This is a genomic window from Polyangium sp. 6x1 (genome assembly GCF_029946515.1).
Classification (GTDB): domain Bacteria; phylum Myxococcota_A; class Polyangia; order Polyangiales; family Polyangiaceae; genus Polyangium.
On the sequence record NZ_JARZHH010000009.1, the window covers coordinates 115,579 to 139,088 of the forward strand.

General features: G+C 69.3%; 14 protein-coding genes. 5 read left to right on the forward strand and 9 right to left on the reverse strand.

Going from position 1 to position 23,510, the window contains the following annotated elements; translation table 11 throughout:
• Positions 1-32 precede the first annotated feature (32 nt).
• A complete protein-coding gene (locus QHF85_RS12030) occupies positions 33-1,394 on the forward strand; it encodes a serine/threonine-protein kinase (protein ID WP_281327280.1) in 1,362 nt (453 codons plus the stop codon).
• A gap of 40 nt (positions 1,395-1,434) precedes the next feature.
• Complete coding sequence (locus tag QHF85_RS12035; protein WP_281327281.1) at positions 1,435-2,802, forward strand: sigma 54-interacting transcriptional regulator; 1,368 nt, start codon at positions 1,435-1,437, stop codon at positions 2,800-2,802.
• Positions 2,803-3,241: 439 nt separating this feature from the next.
• Here the strand turns inward: QHF85_RS12035 and QHF85_RS12040 are convergent, their stop codons facing one another.
• Genes QHF85_RS12040 through QHF85_RS12050 form a run of 3 tightly spaced genes read right to left on the reverse strand, consistent with a single transcriptional unit; the run spans position 3,242 to position 6,954 of the window.
• Positions 3,242-4,924, reverse strand: coding sequence for a methylmalonyl-CoA mutase family protein (locus tag QHF85_RS12040; RefSeq protein ID WP_281327282.1), 1,683 nt, complete (start codon positions 4,922-4,924; stop codon positions 3,242-3,244).
• A 23-nt stretch (positions 4,925-4,947) separates the two neighbouring features.
• A complete protein-coding gene (locus QHF85_RS12045; protein ID WP_281327283.1) occupies positions 4,948-6,606 on the reverse strand; it encodes a hypothetical protein in 1,659 nt (552 codons plus the stop codon).
• A gap of 48 nt (positions 6,607-6,654) precedes the next feature.
• Positions 6,655-6,954 (reverse strand): septum formation initiator family protein, encoded by a 300-nt coding sequence (locus QHF85_RS12050; protein WP_232379981.1) that lies wholly within the window; start codon positions 6,952-6,954, stop codon positions 6,655-6,657.
• Positions 6,955-7,162: 208 nt separating this feature from the next.
• On the opposite strand from QHF85_RS12050, the gene QHF85_RS12055 reads away from it, so the two are divergent.
• The 3 genes from QHF85_RS12055 to nth all read left to right on the forward strand — a co-directional run bounded on the left by QHF85_RS12055 (position 7,163) and on the right by nth (position 15,539).
• Positions 7,163-12,499 carry a serine/threonine-protein kinase gene (locus QHF85_RS12055; protein ID WP_281327284.1) on the forward strand — a complete coding sequence of 1,779 codons (5,337 nt, stop codon included), beginning with the start codon at positions 7,163-7,165 and terminating at the stop codon, positions 12,497-12,499.
• A 198-nt stretch (positions 12,500-12,697) separates the two neighbouring features.
• Positions 12,698-14,563: a Fic family protein gene (locus tag QHF85_RS12060; RefSeq protein ID WP_281327285.1), complete on the forward strand. Its 1,866-nt coding sequence runs from the start codon at positions 12,698-12,700 to the stop codon at positions 14,561-14,563.
• A gap of 121 nt (positions 14,564-14,684) precedes the next feature.
• On the forward strand, positions 14,685-15,539 hold the full coding sequence (gene nth, locus QHF85_RS12065) for an endonuclease III (protein WP_281327286.1): 855 nt from the start codon (positions 14,685-14,687) through the stop codon (positions 15,537-15,539).
• On the opposite strand, the gene meaB is transcribed toward nth, so the two are convergent.
• From meaB to QHF85_RS12095, 6 genes are all read right to left on the reverse strand, one after another.
• Complete coding sequence (meaB, locus tag QHF85_RS12070) at positions 15,536-16,552, reverse strand: methylmalonyl Co-A mutase-associated GTPase MeaB (RefSeq protein WP_281327287.1); 1,017 nt, start codon at positions 16,550-16,552, stop codon at positions 15,536-15,538. The two genes, nth and meaB, sit on opposite strands and share 4 nt — an antisense overlap.
• Positions 16,553-16,565: 13 nt before the next feature.
• On the reverse strand, positions 16,566-20,345 hold the full coding sequence (locus QHF85_RS12075; protein ID WP_281327288.1) for an FAD-dependent oxidoreductase: 3,780 nt from the start codon (positions 20,343-20,345) through the stop codon (positions 16,566-16,568).
• A 118-nt stretch (positions 20,346-20,463) separates the two neighbouring features.
• Positions 20,464-21,801 (reverse strand): acetyl-CoA carboxylase biotin carboxylase subunit, encoded by a 1,338-nt coding sequence (accC, locus tag QHF85_RS12080; RefSeq protein WP_281327289.1) that lies wholly within the window; start codon positions 21,799-21,801, stop codon positions 20,464-20,466.
• Between the two features lie 25 nt (positions 21,802-21,826).
• Positions 21,827-22,285, reverse strand: a complete 459-nt coding sequence (gene accB, locus QHF85_RS12085) for an acetyl-CoA carboxylase biotin carboxyl carrier protein (RefSeq protein ID WP_281327290.1) — start codon at positions 22,283-22,285, stop codon at positions 21,827-21,829.
• Between the two features lie 128 nt (positions 22,286-22,413).
• Positions 22,414-22,875, reverse strand: coding sequence for a type II 3-dehydroquinate dehydratase (aroQ, locus tag QHF85_RS12090; protein ID WP_281327291.1), 462 nt, complete (start codon positions 22,873-22,875; stop codon positions 22,414-22,416).
• Positions 22,872-23,228 (reverse strand): hypothetical protein, encoded by a 357-nt coding sequence (locus tag QHF85_RS12095; RefSeq protein WP_153817438.1) that lies wholly within the window; start codon positions 23,226-23,228, stop codon positions 22,872-22,874. Before QHF85_RS12095 ends, aroQ begins: the two co-directional genes overlap by 4 nt.
• Between the last annotated feature and the right edge of the window lie 282 nt (positions 23,229-23,510).

Below are 23,510 nucleotides of genomic sequence, written 5' to 3' on the forward strand. Positions count from 1 at the left end.
GAGAGCGCGCGTCCCCCGGAAACGAGGCGCGTGTGATACTCCTTCGGGGAGTGGAGATCGGCCGCGTCCTCGCCGAGCGTTACGCGCTGGTCCGCCCCCTCGCCGAGGGAGCGATGGCCACGGTGTGGGTCGCGGAAGATCGCGACTCCGGCAGAGAGGTCGCGATCAAGGCGATCTCGCTCGACGCAGCCGGATGGCGCACCGAGGTGCGTGATCGCTTCATGAAAGAGGCGCGCCTGCTCGCGCTCGCACGGCACGAGCACCTCGTCGGCGTGCGTGACGTGGGCGAGACCGACGACGGCTTCCTCTACCTCGTCCTCGATCTGCTCGACGGCGAGACGCTTGCCGATCGCATCACCCGCGATCCGCCCCTCGACTGGAAAGAAGCGGGCCGCATCTCGCTCGCGATCACCCGCGGCGTCGCGGCGTTGCATCGCGCGGGGATCGTCCATCGGGACCTCAAGCCCGCCAACATCGTCCTGCACCGAGAGGGCGGGGGAGCAGTGCCGAAGATCATCGATCTCGGCATCAGCAAGGTGCGCGCGGCGGCCGCAGATCCCGAGCTCTGCGCGACGCTCACGGCGACGGGCCAAGTGCTCGGCACGCCGCAGTACATGAGCTACGAGCAGGCGCTCGGCGACCCGGACGTGGACGCGCGCAGCGACGTGTGGGCGCTCGGCGTGATCCTCTACGAGATGCTCGCGCGAAGGCGACCCTTCGAAGCGCCGAACGCAAACGCGGTGCTCACCGCGATCCGCCGCAAGGACGCGCCCGCGCTCGCCGAGGTCGCGAGCGACGTGCCCGCCGCGCTCGCGAAGCTCGTCGATCGATGCCTCGTCACCGATCGCGCCGAGCGCTTCAAGGACGCCGGCGAGATGGCCGAAGCCCTCCAGACCGCGCTCTGCTCGGCCGCCGCGGATCCGACCCCCGCCGAGCCTCCGCCTCCCGAAGGGAAAAAATCCACGATCGCGGCCTCCCCAAGACCCTCTCCCGCGCCGATGCCCGCCGCGATCCCGGTCGAAAGCCCCACGCCGACCTCGCGGCGATCCCGCCCCGTCGCGGGCGCACTCCTCATCGCCTGCGCGGTCATCCTCGGCGCGACGGCCGCCACGTTCTTGACGCGAAACCAAGCCCCAGCCGCGCAGCTCGCCCCCTCGAAGCCCACGACCGGCAACGCCGCGCCGACCACGCAGGAGCAAGATCCTCGGGCCAAAGCCTCGCCAGGCCCCACGCAAGCCCCTGCCGCGACGTCGACCCCACACGAGGCGCGCCCGGTGGTGCAAACGACCAGCGCCGCCGCCTCTTCAGCCTCCGTTCCACCCACACGCCCCGCGGTCACGACGACGCGAGGCGGCAACAAGCCCCTCACGCAGGTGAACGAGGCGGGTTTCTAGAGTACGCGGTGCCCGTTCATGATACCCCTCCGGGCGGACCGTGAGCGAAACCGCTTCCCCTAAGCTTCCCGCGACCGAAATCGCGCCCCGCCCGGCCAAACCAGGCGGTGGCGTCGCGCGCCTCGTCGTCACCCAGGGACCGGGTGCCGGCAAGACGCTCCTCGTCACGCGGGCCCGCGCCACCGTGGGCCGGCACCAGACCAACGACCTCGTCATCCCCGACCCGCGTATCTCCGCGACGCACCTCGAGCTCGAACGCAGGCCCGAAGGCCGCGTGCTCGTGCGCGACCTCGGCACGACGAACGGCACATGGCTCGGACCGCACCGCCTCAACGAGGCCGAGCTCGGCCCAGGCGCGCTGCTCAAGATCGGCGACTCGCTCGTCCGCCTCGAAGTCGACGATCGCGCCGAGCCCGAGCGCGGCAGCGAGGGCGGCCGCTTCGGCGGACTCATCGGCGTATCCGCCGAGATGCGCGAGCTCTTCGCGACGCTCGAGCGAGTCGCGCCGAGCCAGCTCACCGTGCTCGCCCAGGGCGAGACCGGCACGGGCAAGGAAGAGCTCGCCCGCGCAATCCACAAGCACTCACCGCGGCGCGAAGGCCCATTCGTCGTGCTCGACGCAGCGACGATCCCGCCAACGCTCGCCGAGAGCGTGCTCTTCGGCCACGAGCGCGGCGCATTCACCGGCGCCGACGCGCGGCACATCGGCACGTTCGAGCGCGCCCACGGCGGCACGCTCTTCATCGACGAGATCGGCGAGCTACCGATGGACCTGCAGCCGAAGCTGCTCCGCGTCCTCGAGAGCCGCACGTTCTCACGCGTGGGCGGCCACGAGATCATCCCGGTGGACTTCCGCCTGATCGCCGCGACGCACCGCGACCTGCGCGCCGAGATCGAAGCGCACCGCTTCCGCGAAGACCTCTACTTCCGCCTCGCCGAAGCGCGCGTCTTCCTACCGCCGCTCCGCGCGCGCCCCGCAGACATCCCCCTGCTCGCGCGCCACTTCCTCGAAGAGCTCTCCACCTCCGAGCGCCCGCTCTCCATCACGGAGGAAGCGCTGCGGAGCCTCACGCTGCGCAAGTGGCCAGGCAACGTGCGCGAGCTGCGCAACGTGATCGCGCGCGCAGCAGCGCTCTGCCAGGACGGGACCATCACGGAGAACGATCTCGCCGGCGAAGGCTTCGGTTTCCGAGGGAGCGAGGCCGAGCGAGAGCCGCTCGATCTCCAAGGAACCTTCGCCGAGGCCAAAGCCCGCGCCATCGATCGTTTCGAGCGCGCCTACCTCGACGCCCTCGTCCGGCGCTGCGGCGGCAACCTCTCGAAAGCCTCACGCCAGGCCGATGTCGCGCGCAACCACCTCCGCGCTCTGTTGAAGAAGCGTGGTCTCTACGATCCCGGCGATACGTGATTCTCGGCTGAAGCGTGGCGCCGGGGTTTCACCCCGGTCCCGACCAGGGGCTGTTCGCCCCTGGACCCGAACCAGGGCCAGCCCTGGACCTCAGGGCATCGACTGCGCGAAGCGCAGTCGATGCGGGGAAAGTTTTTAAGCTGTCCGCCCCCTCTTCGCAGGGCCAGCCCTGGACCTTTGGGGGAAGAACTGCGCTTCGCGCAGTTCTTCCAACAGGCCGTTGGTACCGCGTTGCCCGTTGAACCCTCAGCGCTGCTGTCTCGGTTGGCAAGCGCGCTCTTGGTCTTGCCCTGGCCCGTTCGATGAACTGCGCGATGCGCAGTTCATCGACCCTCGGTCCAGCGCGGGCGCTGGTCCAGGTCCAGGGGCGGATAGCCCCTGGTGGGGCCTGGGGCAAAGCCCCAGCGAAGCGCCATCGAGATGAGACCCATGCAGCGCTTCAGATGGTGAGGATCTCGGTGTGCTCGCCCCAGACGGCGCGCAGCACGTCGCTGATCTCGCCCACGGTCGCGCCTGCCTTCACCGCTGCGAGGATCGGCGGCAGCAGGTTGTTCGTCTCGCGCGCCGCCTGATCGATCACCGAGAGCGCCTCGCTCTTCTTCGGACCCTCGTGCTCGGCGCGCCACGCGCGCGTCCGCTCCGCCTGCTCACGCTCGATGCGCGGATCGATCTTCATCACCGGCACCGGCGGGCTCTCCGAGGCGAACTCGTTCAAGCCCACGATGACGCGCTTCTTCTCCTCGATCTCGAGCTGGTAGCGATACGCCGCCGCCTGGATCTCGCGCTGCACGTAGCCCTGCTCGATCGCCGAGACCATCCCGCCGAGCTCGTCGACCCTGCGAATGTACTCGCGCGCCGCCTGTTCGAGCCGCGTCGTCAGCGCCTCGACCACGTAGCTGCCGCCGAGCGGATCCACGAAGTCCGTCACGCCCGACTCGTACCCGATCACCTGTTGCGTCCGGAGCGCCAGCGTCGCCGCCTCCGCCGTCGGCAACCCGAGCGCCTCGTCGAATCCGTTGGTGTGCAAACTTTGGCAACCGCCGAGCACCGCGGCGAGCGCCTGCATCGCCACGCGCACCACGTTCACCATCGGCTGCTGCGCGAGCAGCGTCATCCCCGCCGTCTGGCAGTGGAACTTGAGCGCCCGCGCCCGGTCCGTCTTCGCGCCGAAGCGCTCTTGCATGATCGACGACCAGAGCCTGCGCGCGGCCCGGAACTTCGCGATCTCCTCGAGCACGTTGTTGTGCCCGTTGAAGAAGAACGAGAGCTGCCCGCCGAAGTCGTCCACGTCGAGCCCGGCCTCGACGGCGGCCTTCACGTACGCGATCCCGTCGGCCAGCGTGAACGCGATCTCCTGAGCCGCGTCGCAGCCCGCCTCGCGCATGTGGTAGCCGCTGATCGAGATCGTGTTCCAGTGCGGCACGTCCTTCGAGCAGAACGCGAAGATGTCGCTGATGAGCCGGATCGAAGGCCGCGGCGGGAAGATGTACGTCCCGCGCGCCACGTACTCCTTCAAGATGTCGTTCTGGATCGTGCCGCGCAGCTTGTCCCTGGGGACCCCAGCCTCGTCCGCGACCGCGATGTAGAGCGACAGCAGGACCGCCGCCGTCGCGTTGATCGTCATCGACGTCGAGATCGTGTCGAGCGGCAGCCCCGCGAGCAGCCGCCGCATGTCGCCCAGCGAGTCGATCGCCACGCCCACGCGCCCCACCTCGCCAGCCGCGAGCGCATGATCCGAGTCGCGCCCCATCTGCGTCGGCAGATCGAACGCGACCGAGAGCCCGGTTTGTCCCTGCGAGAGCAGGTAGTGGTAGCGCGCGTTCGACTCCTCCGCGGTGCCGAACCCCGCGTACTGCCGCATCGTCCAGAGGCGCCCGCGGTACATGTTCGGCTGCACGCCGCGCGTGAACGGAGGCATCCCCGGGTAGCCGAGCTCCCGCGCCGGATCGAAGCCGAGCCGCTCGAGCGTCTCCTCGTCGTAGAGATCGTCCGCGTCGGCGCCGACGGATCCGGGCGGCCCCGAAAGGAGCGCCGCGCGCGGCCTCGCCGCCTTGCGCGCCTTCGCGAGCCGCTTCTCGAACTCTTCCTTCGCCTGGCCTTCCGCTCGGTCGTCGCTCTTCATCGTTCGTCGTCCTCGACGTTCGTCTACCCGCGCGCCGACAAGAGCCGCGCGAGCGCCTCGCCCACGGCGCGGGCGAGCTCATCCATCCTGCGCGTGCCGGTCAACGTGTCGCCGAGATCGTCGACCATGAGCACCGCCGCCGGCCGCCCCGCGACGCGCACCGCCACGACCGCCACGTCCGGGCTCGCGCGCTCCATCACCGCGAGCAGCCCCTCGTGCGCCGGCGTCTCGGGCACGGGCCCGAGATAGATCGACGTCGCCGTCGCCGTCGCGAACACGCTCGGCACGTCGTGCGGGATCGAGAGCGCCCGCAGCGCCTCCTCGTCCCCGAACTCCTCGTTGCAGGTCCATCCATGGAACCCGTCGCGCTTGACCGCGAAGAGCGCCACGCGACGCGCGAAGAGCGCCGCGCCGCCGAGCGCGAGCGACACGATCTCGTCCCGCGTCGCAGCGCGCGCGAGCGCCCCGAGGATCGCGCTCGGATCCGGAAAGGGCAGGGGAGGCGGCCCGACGAACGTCTGGCGTTGCGGCTCCTCCTCGTCGGGATCCAGCGCGACTGCAGGCGCAGGCGCATTCACCTGACCCTTCACGGGCACCGGCAGCGACATCGCGGGCGGCGGCACCGACACGCCGCCACGACGCGCCGACGGCGCAGGCGCGAACGAGTTCGGCCCCGCGGGCGACTCCGCGATCGGTCCCCCGAGCGCGGGCGCGAGCGCGTGCGAGACGGGCGCGTCGTGCGTCGTCCACATCGCCGCCGCTCGCTCGGCCTTCTCCGCGCTCGCCGCATCGCCCACGACACGCGGCGCCGTTCCGCCGTCGCTCGAAGGCGAACGCGAAAACACCGATGGATCGAGCGTCGGACGTGTCGCGCCGCGCCACGCCGTGAGCTCGGGCGGTGCCACGGCGAGCGGCGCCGGCACCGAGGCCGGCCCCGGTGGCGGCGTCGAAGGAAACGACACGCGCGGCGGATCGTCCGTGCTCGTCGGCGGCGCCGCCGCGGGCTTCGTCGCGGGCAACGCCGAACGAAGGATACGCTCGACCGGCGCGGCTCCGCGCAGCGTCCCTGGAGCACCGCGCCGCGTCGCCGGCGTGGCCGCTTGTGTCGGGTCCGCGTCGCCGCCCTCCGGCACGCGTTTGACCAGCGGGATCGGCGTGCTGATCGTGGGCGGCGGCGGGATCGACGACTGCGGCGCGCCGTAGGGCGAAGCAGGCGTGATGCGGCGGCCTCGCAGCTTCTTCGGGGCCTCGGGCTGCGCCGCCGTGAGCTCGATCCGCCGGATCGCCTCTTCCACGGCGCCGATCGGCGCGCGCAGCACGCGCACCGGCGCGCCGAGGTGGAACGACATCTCCGACTCGATGTGCGTGTCCAGCGGATCGGCCGCGGCCACGTCCACGGTCCCGGTGAACGGATCGAGCCGCGTCGGCAGCGCGCAGAGCCTCCGACACATCGCGCGCGGCAGCTTCGCCACGAGATCCGGCGCGCCTTGCACGTGCCTCAGCCCGGGCCCCGCGTACCGCGCGATCTCCTCGTCGAGCTCCGCCTCCGTGATCGCCCCGCGATCCACGAGCGCGCGCGTGAACGGGATACCCCGCACGACCGACAGGAGCAGCGCCGCCTGCACCTTCTCCCGCGTCACCAGGTTCGCCGCGATCAGGCGTCGCCCCAACTCGACCGACACGGCGCGAACGATATCACTCTTTATGTTGGCCGGGGGCCCCTTGGACCCTCAGCGCGACGCGGGAAACTGGAAGACGACCTCGGTCTGTCGCACGAGCCCGAGGTTGTCCCGCGCGATGCGCTCGACCGCCGTCGGATCGTCCCGCAGCCGCTCGACCCGGCCCCGCAGCGCGTCGATCTCGCGGTGCATCTCCGCGCTCTCCTCTTCCACCTGCTCGAGCTCCCGTTCGAGCCCCCGCAGCCGCGGCAGCCCCTCCGGCGAGAGGATCATCACCGGGACCCCGATGACCGCCACGACGAGGATCCCGACCGGCAGAACCCGCTCGATCGCCAAGGTGAGTCGACGCACGTCTCCCTCCCTGCCATGGCCGGGGGCGGCCGGTCAACTTTCCGGGCTCGCGTCGTCCGGAAAGCTCACACTTTTTTGGATCGGTTGTTCTTCGCGAACGACCGGACCTTTGGCTAGCATACGCCCGCCTGCGGACGCCCTGGTCGGTTCTTCTGGAACGAACGATGACCAGACGAGGACGCCCGCGCGAAGGATCCGAGGAGATTGCATGTCGATCGATATCGTCCGAGGTGAGCTCGAGCGCCTCTTCTCGCTCGATGAAATGACCGCGCTGTCGAGCGAGCTGCTCGGGCTCGATCCGGCCCAGGTGGGAGGCGCCGTCTCGAAGGCATCCTTCGCGCGCGCGCTCACGGATCGCTGCTTCGAGAACGACGCCGAAGGCGCGCTGCTCGACGCGATCTTCGCCCTCCGGCCCGAGGCCGACGCGAAGCTGCGAGAGCTCGCGAAGAAGGGCACCGGAGCCGACGCCGAGATCAAGGCAGGCGAGGCGTTCGGCGCGTTCACGGTGACGCGCAAGATCGGCGAGGGCCCGCGCGCCGTCGTCTACGCGGCGACGCGAAAGGTCGACGGCGAGGAGAAGCCCCAGGAGCGGATCCTCAAGGTCTTTCGCAAGGACGCCGCGGGAGGGCCGCGCGCCGTGCAGCGCTTCCTCACGGCCGTCCGGCTCGCCGCGAAGGTGCAGCACGAAGGCCTGCCCGCGTCGCTCGAAGCCGGCGTCGTCTCGGGGCGCGCGTACGTCGCGTACGCGCCCGTCGACGGCCAGCCCCTCGGCGCGCGCGTGACGCGCACGGGCGCGCTGCACATCAACGAGGCGCGCGAGATCGTCCGCGCCGTCCTCTCGGCCCTCGCCGCGCTGCACGAGGCGCGCGTCGTGCACGGCAACATCAAGCTGGAGAACGTGCTCGTCGGCCGCGGCGAAGGCGGCAAGGTCCGCGCGTACCTCCTCGACGCCGGCTGCGATCGCCTCGGCGCCGTCGTGGGCGGGCCGCTCGGCGTCCCCGCGATCGCGCGCGCCCTCTCGCCCGAGCAGATCCGCGGCGGCGCGTTCGACGCGCAGAGCGACATCTACGCCTTCGGCGCCCTCCTCTTCGAGCTGCTCGCGGGCAAGCCTCCGTTCGCCGGCGAGACCGGCGCCGACGTCGCGGCCGCACACCTCGTCCGCGAGGCGCCGGCGGCGTCCACGGTCGCGCCGAAGGGCTGGGTCAACAAGGAGCTCGACGAGATCATCGCGCGCCTGCTCGACAAGAACCCGAGCGCGCGCCCCAAGGGCGTGAGCGGCGCGCTCGATCTCGTCGATCCCAACGCCAAGAGCGCCGAGGAGGCGCCCAAGGGCAAGTCGTTCTCGGACGAGGAGATCAACGACCTCGCCGACCTGCTCCTCGCCGATCCCACGGATCACGACTCGGCCCTCGCGCTGGAGAGCGCCTCGCGTGACGGCGCCGATCCGCACAAGGTCGCCGAGGCCTTCGTCATCGCGGCCTCCGAGGTCGACGAGGGCGAGAGCGCGGGCGAGAAGATCAAGGCCGCGGAGCTGAAGAAACAGCTCCTCTTCCGCGCCGCCCGCACCTACGAGAACGTCGCGAAGGACCTGGAGAAGGCCGAGGGCGTGCTCGAGCAGATCGTCGAGCTCGACGAGGACGACGACGTCGCGTTCAGCGCGCTCGAAGACGTGCGCCGTCAGCTCCAGAAGCACGAGGAGGTCGTCGAGATGCTCCTCGAGCGCAGCGAGAAGGCGCAGGATCCGCCGGCGCGAGCACGCGCGCTGAACGAGATCGGCCGCCTCTACGTGCGCGAGCTCGAGGACGTCGAGCAGGGCGTCTTCGCCTTCGCGCAGGCGCTCTCCATCCTCCCGCAGAGCCAGGACTACGCGAAGGATCTCGAGCGCGCGGCCGGCAGCGACATGAAGGTCTGGGCCGAGGCGCTCCAGATCCTCAGCACGGCGACGACCAGCGCCGAGATGTCGACCGAGGCCAAGATCGCGCTCTTCAACCTGCTCGGCCGCTGGTACTCCGAGAAGATCGCGCGGCCCGACATGGGCTTGCCCTGCTTCCAGGCCGTGCTCTCGGCCGAGCCTGGGCACGACGGCGCGCTCGACGGCATGGCGCAGCTCTACCGCCGCGCGCAGCAGTGGCAGGAGCTCTGCCAGATCCTCCAGACCCGCGCCGATCGCGCCGCCACGCCCGAGCGCTCCCGCGAGATCCGCGCCGAGGCCGCCGACGTCCTCGAGACGCGGCTCAACGACGCCTCGCGCGCCCGTGATCTCTTCGAGCACATCTTCCAGGAAGATCCGAGCAACGACAAAGCCGCCGACGCGCTCGGCCGCATCTACCACCGCCTGGAGGACTGGGCCGGCTACGCGAAGATCCTCGAGCGCCGCGCCGACGCGCTCCGCGGTGAGGCCCGCGTCGAGGCGATCTGCAAGGTCGCCGAGCTCTACGAAGATCAGCTGAACGACCTCGGCGAGGCCACGCGCCGCTACGAGGCCGCGCTCGACGTCGACCCGCACAGCCTCACCGCGCTGCGCGGCCTCGATCGCATCTACAACCGCACGGGCCGCTACAAGGAGCTCGTCGGCAACCTGGAGAAGCAGATCGCGATCAGCGCGACGCCGCGCCAGAAGATCAACCTCTACGAGCGGCTCGCCGGCATCCACGACGAGCAGTTCCTCGATCACGGCAAGGCCGCCGAGGCGTACGAGGCGATCCTCCAGATCGACCCGGCCCACGAGGGCACGCTCACCGCGCTCATGCGCCACTACCGAGCGCTCGAGCGCTGGGAGGACGTCGTCTCGCTCTACGAGCGCCTCCTCCGCATCGTCACCGAGGACAAGCGCCTGATCGAGCTGCTCCTCGCGATGGGCCGCGTCCTCGTCGAGCAGGTCGGCTCGCCCGAGCGCGCCTCCAAGGCGTACGAGAAGGTCATCGAGATCGATCCGCAGCACGGCGGCGCGCTCGAATCGCTCGCGAACGTCCGCGCCGCGACCGGCGACGCGCTCGCCGCGCTCTCCGCGATCGAGTCGCTCGCCGTGAAGGCCACGACGCCCGAGACGCGCGCCGATCTCTGGATCCGCGCCGCCAAGCTGCTCGACGACAAGGGCGATCGCGACGGCGCGATCGAGCGTTACAAGAAGGCCCTCGACGCCCAGCCTGGCAACGTCGCGGCCTCCACCGCGCTCCGCGCCGCTTACCTCGCGCGCGGCGACGCGACCAGCGCCGTCGAGCTCCTCGGCCGCGAGATCGAGGCCGCCGAGGGCAACCTCGCGAAGGCGCGCCACTACGGCGAGATGGCCTTCCTCCTGCACGAGAAGCTCAAGGACACCGAGCGCGCGCAGGTCGCCGCGACGAAGGCGATCGACCTCGATCCGACGAACATGAAGGCGCTCTACGTCTCGGGCGAGATCGCCTTCGGCGCGTCTCGCTTCGTCGAGGCGGCCAAGCACTTCGAGTCGCTGGCGAACCGCTCCGACGCGATGCCGAAGGACCTCGCGCTCGACGTGCTCAGCCACTACATCGACGCGCTCAGCAAGATCGGATCGACCGAGAAGGCCGTCTCCGTCCTGCCGACGCTGCTCGGGCTCGCGCCTGACGTCCCGCAGGCGATCCGCCGCGCGGCGAAGGTCCGCTACGACGCCAAGCAGTACAAGGAGAGCGCCGCGCTCTACGTCGATCTCACGAACCGCTTTGCCGACAAGCTCGATCCGGTCGATCGCGCCGAGGCGATGCTCTACCTCGGCCAGGCGCGGCTCTCGCTCGGCGAGGTTGAGGAGGCGGTGCTGCCGCTGCTCGACGCGGCCGACCTCATGCCCGAGGCCCCCGAGCCGATCGCGGCGCTCGTGCGCCTCTACGAGGCGAAGAAGGACTGGGAGGAGGTCATCCGCCTCAAGATGCGCCGCATCGACGTCGTCAGCGGCGACGAGCGCGTCGCGCTGCTCCTCGACGTCGGCGACATCATGGCGGCGCAGCTCGGCGATCGCACCCGCGCTGCGAAGAGCTACGTCGCCGCGCTCGACGAGCGCCCGGACGATCGGAAAATCCTGACCAAGCTGATGCAGCTCTACAGCGAGGAGAAGGACTGGTCGAAGCTCATCGAGGTCGTGATCAAGCTCGCGGGCAAGATCGACGACAAGCGGCAGAAGGCGAAGTACATGCACACCGCCGCGATCGTGAGCTGGCGTCAGCTCGGCGACGCGGACAAGGCGATCGAGTACTACGACCAGGTCCTCGAGCTCGATCCCACGCTCGACAAGGCCCTCGCCGAGGCGATCGAGGTCCGCGAGCAGAAGAGCGACTGGGAAGGCGTCGAGCGCCTCGTGCGCGTCGACCTCGAGCGAGCGACCGAGCGCAACGACACGGCGAAGGTGCTCTCCACGATGGAGAAGCTCGGCGCGCTCTACAAGGACAAGCTCGGCGCCATCGCGGACGCGATCGACGCGTACGAAGCGGCGCAGACGCTCGATCCCGAGAACCACGATCGCGAGGAGCTGCTCGCCAAGCTCTACGCGAGCGACCCCGCGCAGTACCTCGACAAGGCCGTGGCGGCGCAGGCGATCCTGCTCCGTCGCAACCCCTACCGCCCCGAGCCCTACAAGCTCCTGCGCAAGCTCTACACCGAGTCGAAAAAAGCCGACTCCGCGTACTGCCTCTGCCAGGCGCTCACACTGATGAGCTTCGCCGAGCCCGACGAGGAGCGCTTCTTCAAGCGCATGCGCTCGGACACGGCCGCCGCGGCGCAGGTCCCGCTCGGTGAGGAGGACTGGTTCGCGAACCTCACGCACGCGGACGCCGACCCGCTGCTGACGAACGTCTTCGCCGTCATCCAGCCGGCGGTGATCATGAAGAACGGCCAGCCGCTCGAGGCGCTCGGCTACCAGATGGCCTACGCCATCGACCTCATGCGGCACCCGTACCCGCTCTCGCAGACGATCGTCTTCGCGGCCGGCGTGCTCGGCCTCGAGTTGCCCATCTGCTTCCAGAATCCCATGGATCCTGGAGGACTCTCGTTCCTCCACGCGCACACCCCCGCGATCGTGCTCGGCGCCGCCGCGCTCGCCACGGAGGTCCCCCCGCAGATGGGCGCGTTCATCGCGAGCCGCCACCTCACGTACTACCGGCCCGGCATGTACCTCCGGTACCTCGTCCCCACGGGCACGGGGCTCCGGGCGTGGCTCTTCGCGGCGATCAAGCTCATCTCCCCGAACTTCCCGATCTCCAAGGACATCGAGGGTCCGGTGAAGGAGAACCTCGCGGTCATCGAGGCCGTGATCACGGGCCCGCGGCGCGACGAGCTCGCGAGCGCCGTCACGAAGCTCCTCCAGGCCGGCGCGATCGACCTCAAGAAGTGGGTCGCGGGCGTCGACCTCACGGCCGACCGCGCGGGCTTCATCGTGGCGAACGACCTCGAGATGGCTCAGGAACTCATCAAGGCCACCGACGACGCCTCGAGCGCCGTGCCCCAGAAGGAGCGCCTCAAGGAGCTCGTCCTGTTCTCGGTCAGCGAGGACTATTTCGCCATCCGTCGTAAGCTCGGCATCAACATCGACGGCTGAAACGACATCGTCCAGGCTGCGCGAAGGGGCCGATCCCGGGGTTCGGGGCGGCCCTTTCGCGCGTTCTCGGGCCCGGGCGTACGAATTGAGGCGACGCGGCCGCGCCGTTCGTGCAAGAACAGCGGTTGACGGGCAAAATCCTTGGTTGCTACCCTCACGCCCCGTCGCACGGGCCTCGAGGGGCCCGACAGACTCATCGTGCCGTGTCGCCGCGGGGGGATCTCCGAGCGACCGCTGGAATCACGCTCCATGGCGGCTAAAAAGACCCGTAAATTGGCCAAAAACACCAAGAAGAAGGCAGCTTCCCGAGCCAAGGCGAGTCGGCGCGCGGCCCCGCCCCGAAAAACCGCGGCGGCGAAGCTCAAAAAGAAGCCGCGAGCGCAGGCCCCCAAGCGAGCGAAGCCAGCTGCGAAGAAGGCCGTCCGCAAGGCCGCTGCCGCGCGCGCGACGAAACGCGTGGCGGTGGTGAAGAAACGCGCGGCCGCCAAGAAGGCCAAGGCGGCGGCAAAGCCGAGGAAAAAGGCGGCGGTCGTCCGGGCCAAACGCGCGCCGGTCCGGAAAGCGCAGAGCCCGGCGAAGAAGAGGGTCAAGCGCGCGATCGCGAAGAAGAAGTCGAAGAAGGTCGCGCGCAAACCCGCCCGCGCGGTCGAGCGTCAAAAGGCCCGCGCGATTTCGCGCAAGAAGAAGGCCGCGCTCCCGAAGGTCAAACGCGCTGCGCGCCCGGTCGCGAAGGCTCGCCCGGCGAAGCGCGTCGCCAAGCCGGCCCGCCCGAAGCGCCCGGCACGTCCCGCCCCGAAGGCCCGCCCCGTCGAGAAGGCCCGCAAGAAGGCCGAGCTCCGGGAGGCGCGCGAGGCGAGGGAGGCGAGGGAGGCCAAGAAGTCCGAGGCCGCCGCCAAGGCCCGCGCCGCGCGTGAGGCGGAGGAGGCCGAGCGGCTCGCCGCGAAGGAAGCCCTCCGGAAGGCGAAGGCGGCGAAGAAGGACAAAGAGGCCCGCAAGGAGAAGGAGGCCGAGAAGGCCCCGACGCCGAAGGAGAAGGCCAAGGCCCTCCCGCTCAAGGAGAAGGGCAAGGCCGCCAAGGAGAGGCCGGCGGAGGAGCGTGAGCCGGTCGCCAAGGAGAAGGGCGCCAAGGAGAAGGGCGCCAAGGAAAAGGGCGCCAAGGAAAAGGGCGCCAAGGAAAAGAAGAAGGGCAAGGAGGGCAAGCTCCTCAAGGCCGACAAGCCGCGCGAGGGCCGCCTCATCGCGGTGCGCGAGCCTGCGCCCCGGGTCGTGGCGCTTCCCTTGCCGCTCCTTCCTCCGCAGCGCCGCGCGAGCATCGAGGAGCGCTCCGAGGTCATCGAAAAGCGCTTGACCTCGCAAAGCGAGGAGTTCCAGAAAAACTACACGGACCGCTTCGACATGTCGTGGATCTTCCACGACAGCGCGCTCGAGGGCGTCGTGTACACGTTCGAGGAGCTACGGACGGCGCTCTCCGGGTATGCGCCGCCGGTCTCGGACACGAACCTTCAGCCGACCTACGACGACATTCGCCGCCACAAGGAGGCGATCGAGTTCGTCCGTGATTACGGCAAGAAGAAGCTGCCCATTACGATCGACGTGATCAAGAAGATCTACCTCATCCTCCATCCGGAAGAGGGAGACATCAAGACCGTCAAGTATCGCAAGGACATCCCGCAGCACCGGCTGTATTTCCACGAGTATGCGCCGCCGGACAAGATCGCCTACAAGGTGCGGCAAATCGTGGATTGGCTGAACGATCCCGAGACGCGCAAGACCCGCAATGGCCTGCGCATCGCGGCCCGCGCCCACTACGACCTCCTGCGCGTCTATCCCTTCCAGTCGGACAGCGGCAAGGTCGCGCGGCTGTTCATGAACCTCTTGCTCATCCGCTCGGGCCTGCCGCCGTCGATCATCCACTCGACCGAGCGCCAGCGCTATTACGAGGCGCTCAAGGGCTCGGCCACCACCGTGCTCCAGATGGTGCAGGAGGCGGTCGAGAACGCCCTCTCCAGCGTGGAGAAGCTCCTCGACGAGTACGAGACCCGCAAGCGCGCGTTCGTGAGCTAGTCCCTGGACAAACGCGACCCCTTTCCACAAGGGGTTCCAGAAGGTAAAACCATCGCCCCGCCGATGCGCTCGTACCGAGCGAGATCGCGGGGCGATGGCCATTTCAACCGGGACCCGAGGCATGACCGCGACGAACCAGCCGCGCGCGCGCGCGCAGGAGACCTTCAGGCGCCTGCGCGTGATCCACCCGGACGCGCACTGCGAGCTCGACCATGTGGACCCCTTCCAGCTCCTCGTCGCCACGGTGCTGAGCGCACAGACGACGGACGTGCTGGTCAATCAGATCACGCCGAGGCTGTTCGCCCGCTGGCCCGACGCGCGCGCGCTCGCGAGCGCGCCGGTCGCCGAGGTCGCGGCGCTCCTGCGCGAGCGGCTCGGGATGTTCAACCAGAAGGGGAAGAACATCGTCGGGCTCGCGAAAAAGCTCGTGGAGAAGCACGGGGGCGAGGTGCCGCGCACGCTCGCCGAGCTCGTGGAGCTGCCGGGCGTCGGGCGAAAAACGGCGAACGTGGTGCTCGGCGTCGCGTTTGGCCGGCCCGAGGGTGTCGTGGTGGACACGCACGTGCAGCGGCTTTCGCAGCGGCTCGGCTGGACCACGGAGCAAAAGCCCGAAACGATCGAGAAGGCGCTCTGCGCGCTGTTCCCGCCGGAAGACTGGAACATGCTGTCGCTCGTCCTGATCTTCCACGGGCGGCGGGTCTGCTTCGCGAAGAAGCCCGCGTGTGCCGCGTGCGGGGTGAACGACGTGTGCCCGAGCGCGTTCGCGGCGGAGAACGTGGGGCGCAAGCCGCCGAGGAAGCGGACGGCCGTGGTCATCGAGCCAGCGCCGAAGAAGAAGGCCGCGGCGAAGAAGGCGACCAAGAAGGCAACGCCGAAGAAGACGGCCGCGAATACCGTCGTCGTGAAGCGCGGCGGAGCGACGCGGATCGCGCCGAAGAAAGCGGCTGCGAAAGGGAAGGGGAGCGGGCGGGGTTAACGGCCGCGGAACGCGGTCACGAGCCGCTCGGCCGCGGTGTACGGATCGGTCTGCCGCTCTGCGACGGCCAGCGCAGCCTCGTCGAGCGCGCTGCCGAGCTCGACCATGGCTGCGTCGAGCAGCGCTTCGCGGAGCTGCGTGCGCATCGCCTCGCGCAACCGCTCGAACCGCCGCGCCGCGCCGGCCTCCGTGCCCGTGAGCCACGCGTGGTGCGCTTCGAGCTGCGTTACGAGCGTGGCCACGCCCTCGTCGCGCGTCGACACGGTCCGCGCCACGGGCGGCACCCACTTGTGCGCGTCGTGCCGCACCACCTGCTTCTGGATGTCGAGCGTGCCCGCCGCGTGCCCTCGGCTGTGCACGCCCGCCTTCACGACCTCACCGCCGAGCGCGATCATGAGCTCGAGGTCCCGCACCGCCGCGTCCGCGCCTTCGCGATCCGCCTTGTTCACGGCGAACACGTCCGCGCATTCGAGCAGCCCTGCCTTGATCGCCTGCACGTCGTCGCCGAGCCCGGGCGCCATCACCACGAGTGTCGTGTCCGCGGTGCGCGTGATCTCGAGCTCGTCCTGACCGACACCGACGGTCTCCACGAGGATCACGTCCGCGCCCCACGCGTCGAGCACGCGGATCACGTCGGCGGCCGAGCGCGACAAACCGCCGAGCGCGCCGCGTGTCGCGAGCGATCGGATGAACACCTCCGGGTCGCTGAAATGCGCCTGCATCCGGATGCGATCGCCGAGGATCGCGCCGCCGGAGAACGGGCTCGTCGGATCGATCGCGACCACGGCGACGCGCTTGCTTTGCTTGCGGAAGACGGCGATGAGCCGATCGGTCAGCGTGCTCTTGCCCGCGCCGGGGTTGCCCGTCACGCCGATGGTCCAGGCGCGGCCCGTGTGCGGGAACAGATCCTTCAGGACCGTAAGATAATCCCCGGAGCGATCGTCGGCCAGACGGCAAGCCCGGGCCGTGCCACGCATGTCCCGGGCGAGCACCTTCTCGGCGAGCGTGTGCACGGCGCGCTGGCTCCTAGATCCGCTTGAGATCGGGCTTCTTCGCGAGGAGCCGATCGAGCCACATGTTCGTGAGCTTCTCCTGCGCGCTGTTCGCGCGGAGGCGCGCCGACAGGTTCTTGAAGTCGACGCGATCGATGGGTTGGTCCTGGTTGTAGCAGGTGAAAACGAACTGCTCCTTGCCCGTCTCCGGATCCACCCAGCGCTGCAAGCACTGCGCGCAGACCTCTTTCATCATGCACTGCATCGGCGAGTTGATGCTCACGATGCCCACGTGCTTCGGGTTCAAGTGCGGCGCGAGCACGCCGTGCCGCGCCTCGCGCACCGCGTTCATCATGCGATCGGATCCGATCGCGATGATGCGGCTCACCTGCGCGAGCTTGAACATCTCGCCGCCGAGAGCGCCCTCCGCGTAGGCCTTCATCGCCTGCACGATGTTGCCGCGGAAGTGACGATCCGCGGGCCTGCGCGGCGCGATCTCCACGCCGGCGTCCGTGCACCACACGACCTGATCCGTCGCGGTCTCGATCTCCTCCTGCTTGAAGAGATCCTCGCCGTTCTTGTAGCCCGCGAAGTACACGACGTTCGCGCCACTCGCCTTGAGCGCCTTCGCGATCGAGAAGAGCACGGCGTTGCCGAGGCCGCCGCCCGCGAGCAGCACGGTCTCACCCGTGGGGATCTCGGTCGGCGTGCCGGTCGGACCCATGACGACGACCTCGTCGCCCGGCCGGAGCGACGAGAGCAGGCGCGTCGAGGTACCCATCTCCAGCGCGATGAGCGAGAGCAGGCCCTTCTCCTTGTCGACCCACGCGCCCGTGAGCGCGATGCCTTCCATGGCGAGGCGCGTGTCGTCGACGATCTTCGAGAACGCCTCGTAGTTCTGCAGCCGGTAGAACTGGCCGGGCTCGAACTTCCGCGCCGCGGCGGGCGCGCGCACGATCACGTCGATGATCGTCGGCGTCAGGCGCTCGACCTTCACCACGACGGCCTTGAAGTCGTCGTCGAGCTTCGCGTAGAGCGCGCGCCGCCGCTCGTCCCGCGCGGCTTGCGGCTCCTCGCCGAGGCGATCGATGTCCTTCGCGAAGAGCGAGACCACATGCGGGTACGCGTCCTTCGCGCTCGCCATCGCCTTCACGACGCTGCCCGCGTAGTGCGGGTGGTTGTCGCCGTAGAAGCTCACCGCGTGCGCGCCGTCGCTGTAGCTCGTGAAGAACCCTTCGCGCGGATCCGCGACGGCCTCGACCTCGAGCTTGCCTGCGTCGTTGATGAACGCCTTGTGCGGCTGGAAGTACTGCTTCTTCTTGTCGAAGGCGAACGTGCCGGGTTTTTCCTTCTCGTACATCACGTTCGGGCTCGTGCCCGCCGCGACGCAGACGCTCCGTGCCGGGAGCTCCACCATCTCGCCGCTCGCCGTCCACTTGCCGGCCTCGTCGACCTTCTGGCGCTCGAAGATCATGGCGCGCACGTGCCCGCGCTCGTCGAGCACCGCCTCGACAGGCGCCATGTTCTCGATGTAGCGCACGCCCTCCTCGAGCGATTTGGCGACCTCCTCGTGGTTCAGGCGATACGCCGGCGAGTCGATCACGCGCTTGCGGTAGACGAGCGAGACGCCGCCCCACGCGTCGAGCAGCTTCTGCAGGTTCGGCGCGCGGCCCTCGCGCTGCGCCTTCTCGCGCTCCTCGCGGATCTGCGCGGCGTGCGCGCGCTGCTCCAGGACGAACTCGCGCTCCTCCTCGTCGAAGGAGGCCATCACCTGCGCCTCGCCGCGCTCGGCGATGAGCTTCGCCACGCGCGCGTCCGTCTTCTCCGCCTGGATCATGTAGTAGGCGATGAGCTCGGTCGCGGTGTCGATCGCCGTGAGGCCGCCGCCGATCACGACCGCGGGCAGCCGCACCTGGAGGTTCGCGAGCGACGAGCGCTTGTAGGCGCCCGTGAGCTGCAGGGCCATGAGGAAGTCGCTCGCCTTGCGGATGCCGCGCGCGACGTTGTTCTTGAGCGGGATGATCGTCGGGCGGCCCGCGCCCGCGGCGATCGCGACGTGGTCGAAGCCGAGCTTCCACGCGTCGTCGAGATCGAGCGTCCCACCGAACCGCACGCCGCCGTAGGCGCGGAAGTTCTGGTGCCGGGCGAGCGTGACGTAGAGGACCGTCAGGAAGTTCTTGTCCCAACGAACCGTGATGCCGTACTCGCTCACGCCGCCGAACCCGAGCAGGATGCGCTCGTCGAGCTCGGTGTAGAGTTTTTTGTACTCTTTGACCGGCCGCGGAGGACGCGTGGCATCTCCCGTCAGCTCGACGGGGAGCGGCTCGATCTTGAGGCCGTCGACCGCCGCGACGGCAAACCCTTCGAGCGCGAGGTGGTGCGAGAGCGTGTAGCCCGCGGGCCCGAGGCCCACGACGAGCACGTTCTTGCCGATGTACGGGCGCGGATGCGGCCGCTTCACGTTGAGCGGGTTCCAGCGCGAGAGCAGGCCGTAGATCTCGAAGCCCCAGGGCAAACCGAGCACGTCCGTGAGCACGCTCGTCTCGATCTGCGGGATGTTGACCGGCTCCTGCTTCTGGTAGACGCACGCCTTCATGCAGTCGTTGCAGATGCGGTGACCGGTGCCGGGCAGCATCGGGTTGTCGATGCAGACGAGCGCGAGCGACGCGATGGAGTCACCGCTCCGCCGCATCACGTGCATCTCGCTGATCTTCTCGTGCAGCGGGCAGCCGTTCAGCGCCACGCCGATCGGGTTCGGCTTGATCGCGCCGGTCTTGTTGTCGCGCAGGCCCTTCGAGCACGAGTCCTTGTCGCGGTCGTGGCAGTAGAGGCAGTAGTCGACCTCGCTCTCGACCTCGCGCGCGCTGCCGCGCCGATCGGTGAGGACGAAGCCGTCGCGGTGCCGCCGCTCGTGCTCGGGGCCGACGAAGAGCTCGGGCAGCTTGTCGTCGGCGCGGCGGAGCTGGACGAGCTGGTTGTGATCGAGGTTCGCCGGGGCCTTGAGCGAGGACCAGCGCCGCGCCGGATCGTGATGATCGGCGCGCCGCGCCGCGAGCCAGGCCTCCACCGCGTCGAGCGCGAACGCGACGACCGCGCCGTCCTCCGCGTCCGTGGGCGCGTCGCCCGCGACCGCGACGGCGCCCGCGGCGACCTGCACGAGCATCGGATCCGCGACGAGCGCGGCCCGCACCTTCGCGGCCTTCTCGTGGAGCTCGGGCGTCCACGAGGCGCCGCCCGCCTTCGCGGCCTTGCGCGCGACCTCGTCGATCGCGACGAGCGCGAGCGTCGCCGACGCGACCGCGAGCTCCTCCACCTCGGAGCCGCACTCGAGCCGGCTCGACTCTGCGCCGACCGCCGCGAGCGCGCGCCGCGCCGCGTGCGCGGCCTCGACGGCCGTGCCTTTCCAGGCCTTGCCCGCGCCCGCCTTGAAGAGGCGCTTCTTCGCAAAATCCTTCTTGAACGCCCAGAGCGGCGAGCGCTCCTCGGCGCCCGCGGCGAGCGCTTCCACTTCGCGCTCCACGCCGAACAGGCGCGCGACGAAGCGGGACAGGTGCGGCGCGCCGGCGAGCAAGGCCTCCGAAAGCTCCTCGGCGCTCATGCCGTTCCCCTGGCACGCGCGGTACTTCGAGAACCGCTCGTACCCCGTGGGATCCGCGGCCTCGAAGTACGCGTAAAACCGCCCCGTCAGCTCGGCCAGACGACCCGCGTCGAAGAGATCGGCGTACACGAACCCAGGCTCGCCGAGCACGAGCTCGGAGGGTTCGGAGGTGGCGTTCACCCAGGAGGAGAAGTCGACTTGCAGACCGTCTTGCATCACCAGCGTTCCTGTCGTGACAGCTGTCTTTAGCGATGAAATATGGGGGAGCCACCCCGACGATTGAAGGGGACTCGTCGAGATTCGTTCACGCCTGTCCGGCTCGTCCGTGCTTTCCCTAGAATCGGAGTCGTTCGATCGTGCGTGTAGACATCTTGCCGGCGACCACGTCGGGATCCCGCAGAAGAGCCTGGTGGAGCGGGATGTTCGTGCGGATGCCGCCGATGATGAACTCGTCGAGCGCCGAGCGCATGCGAGCGATCGCGTCGGCGCGGGTCGCGCCGTGCGTGATCACCTTGGCGAGCATGGGGTCGTAGTTGTTCGGCACGCGGAAGCCGCCGTAGACGCCGGAGTCGACGCGCACGCCACCGCCGCCGGGCGGCAGGTACTCGGTGATGAGGCCCGGCCAGGGGACGAACGTGCGCGGATCCTCCGCGTTGATCCGACACTCCATGGCGTGCCCGCGGAGGCCGAGCGAGCGGCCGCTCGGGAGCGTGAGCGCTTCACCCGCGGCGGCGCGGATCTGGCTCTCCACGAGATCGATGCCCGTCACCATCTCCGTGACCGGGTGCTCGACCTGCACGCGGGTGTTCATCTCCATGAAGTAGAGATTCCCGCGCTCATCCATCAAAAACTCGAGCGTCCCGAGCGAGGTGTAGCCAGTCTCCTTGAGCGCGTGCGTGCACACCTCGGAGAGCTCGGCGCGTTTGTCCGGCGTCATGACCGGGCTCGGCGCCTCCTCGATGATCTTCTGGTGCCGGCGCTGCAAGGAACACTCGCGCTCGCCGAACGTGAAGATGTGGCCATGACCGTCGCCGAGCACCTGCAGCTCGATGTGCCGTGGTTCCTCGACGAACTTCTCCAGGTAGACGTCCGGGTTCTTGAAGCCCGCCTGCGCCTCGCTCGTCGCCGTCTCGAAGGCGCGGCGAATCTCGCTGTCGTCGCGCACGACGCGCATGCCACGACCACCACCGCCGCCCGCGGCCTTGAGGATCACGGGGTAGCCGATGCGCGCGGCCTGCACCGCGGCGTCCTCGCCGTCACGGAGCACGGTCGTGCCCGGCAGCAGGGGCAAACCGAACCTCTTCGCGGCTTCCCGCGCGCGGACCTTGTCGCCCCAGAGGCGCATCGCCTCGGGCGTGGGGCCGATGAAGGTCAGGCCGCAGCGCCGGCAGAGCTCGGCGAACTCGGCGTTCTCCGAGAGGAATCCGTAGCCCGGGTGGACCGCGTCCGCGCCCGTGATCTCGGCCGCGGCGATGATCTGCGGGATGTTCAGGTAGCTCCGCCGCGGATCGGCCGGGCCCACGCACACGGCCTCGTCGGCGAAGCGGACGTGCGGCGCGCTCGCGTCGACGTCCGAGTGGATGGCGACCGCGCGAATCCCGAGCGTGCGGCATGCCCGCAGGACGCGCATCGCGATCTCGCCGCGGTTGGCGATGAGGATCTTGCCGAACAAGACGCCTACCTCCCTGCGGCGGCCTTCATGCTCGCCGGATCTTGAAGAGCCTCTGACCGAACTCGACGGGCTTGCCGTTCTCGACGAGGATCTCGACGAGCGTGCCGTCGCAGTCGGCCTCGATCTCGTTCATCAGCTTCATCGCCTCGACGATGCAGAGCGCCTGGCCTTTCCGGATCGCGCTGCCGACCTCGACGAAGGGCGGCGCGTCGGGGGAAGGGGAGCGGTAGAACGAGCCGACGAAGGGCGAGGTGACGTACTCGACCTTCTCGTCGCTCTCGGCCTTCGGCGGCTCGGCCGCGCGGGGCGGCGGGGCGCCGGGCACGACCTCGGGGCGCTCTTCGTAGGCGACGACGCGCGCGTGGCCGCCCACGCCGCGCGCGAGCCGAATGCGCACGTGTTCGTCCTCGAACTCGAACTCGGTGACGTTGCGCTTCTCGAGGACGCGAAGCAGCGTCCGGAGCTGCTTGAGGTCGATGTTCATGCCAATCCGTTCCCGCGCGGTGGGGGTCCCTCTGCCGTGAAAGCGACCCGCCGGAGTCGGGTGCTTTCTAGCGGAAGGATGGCAAAAAGGAAGGAGATTTCGAGGTGTCGACGGCGTGACGCTGGACGTCAACGACCGCTTTGCTGCAGGTGGTAGACGAGGCCCAGCAACCCCAGCACGTACGACGCAGGGCCGAAGCCCGCGACGGTGCCTAGACACGCACCGGCGGTGATCGAGTGGTGACGGAACGGCTCGCGCGCCGCGGTGTTCGTGATGTGCACTTCGACCACGGGTAGACCGCTCGCGCGGATGGCGTCGTGCAGGACGACCGACGTGTGGGTGAGTCCGGCTCCGTTCATGACGATGCCGTGAAAGCCCTCGTCCGCGGCGCGGCCGATGGCCGTCACGAGCTCGCCCTCGTGGTTCGACTGCAGGAACGAAACGTCGACGCCTTCGCTCCGGGCGACCTCCTCGACGGCCTTGTGGATGTCGTCGAGGGTGGTCGTGCCGTAGATGGAAGGCTCTCGCTTGCCGAGCCTGTCGAGGTTCGGCCCCGAGACCACGAGGACGCGCTTTGGCGAGCTGCTCACATGTCCTTGAGCAGCACCGGCGCTTTGACGCGCAGCATGTACCGCGCCTTGCCGACGTTGCCGTCCGGCCGCACGGACACGGCGACGAAATGCCTTTCGTTCAGCACGCGGATGACCGTCGTCACCTTCGCGGCCTGGATGGCGATCTCGGCGGTATCGCCGGCTTCGAGCATCTGGGCCGCGCGCTGGATCGACTTGATGACGACGCTGAACTCCGCGCCGATCGTGTTGATGTCGAAGGGGGCGTCGGGCTTCGAGTAGCTGTCGACCGGGATGCCCTCGAAATCCATGAGGAGGCTGGCGATGCCACCCTCCGTGCCTTCGACGACCTCCTTGAGGACGCTCTGGAACATGGGCTGAAACCTTAGCGAAACCCGAGGCGGACGGGAAAAAGAAAGGGGAGGTTCGTTCGAAGAGCCTCGAATTTGCGGCCTGGCACCCAGGGACATCCGTCCGTCCGGCCGCTCTTTCCGTCCTCCGATCGTCCTGACAGTCTCGGGGGAGCCTCTTTTGCCTCTTGCATCCCGAACCCAACCGGGCCATTCCCGCACCTACGGGCCCGCCCTCACCGGCGCTTGACCCTCGTCCCGCCGAGCGGCTAACGTGCGTCGCGGCTACGTGTTCACCGACCCATC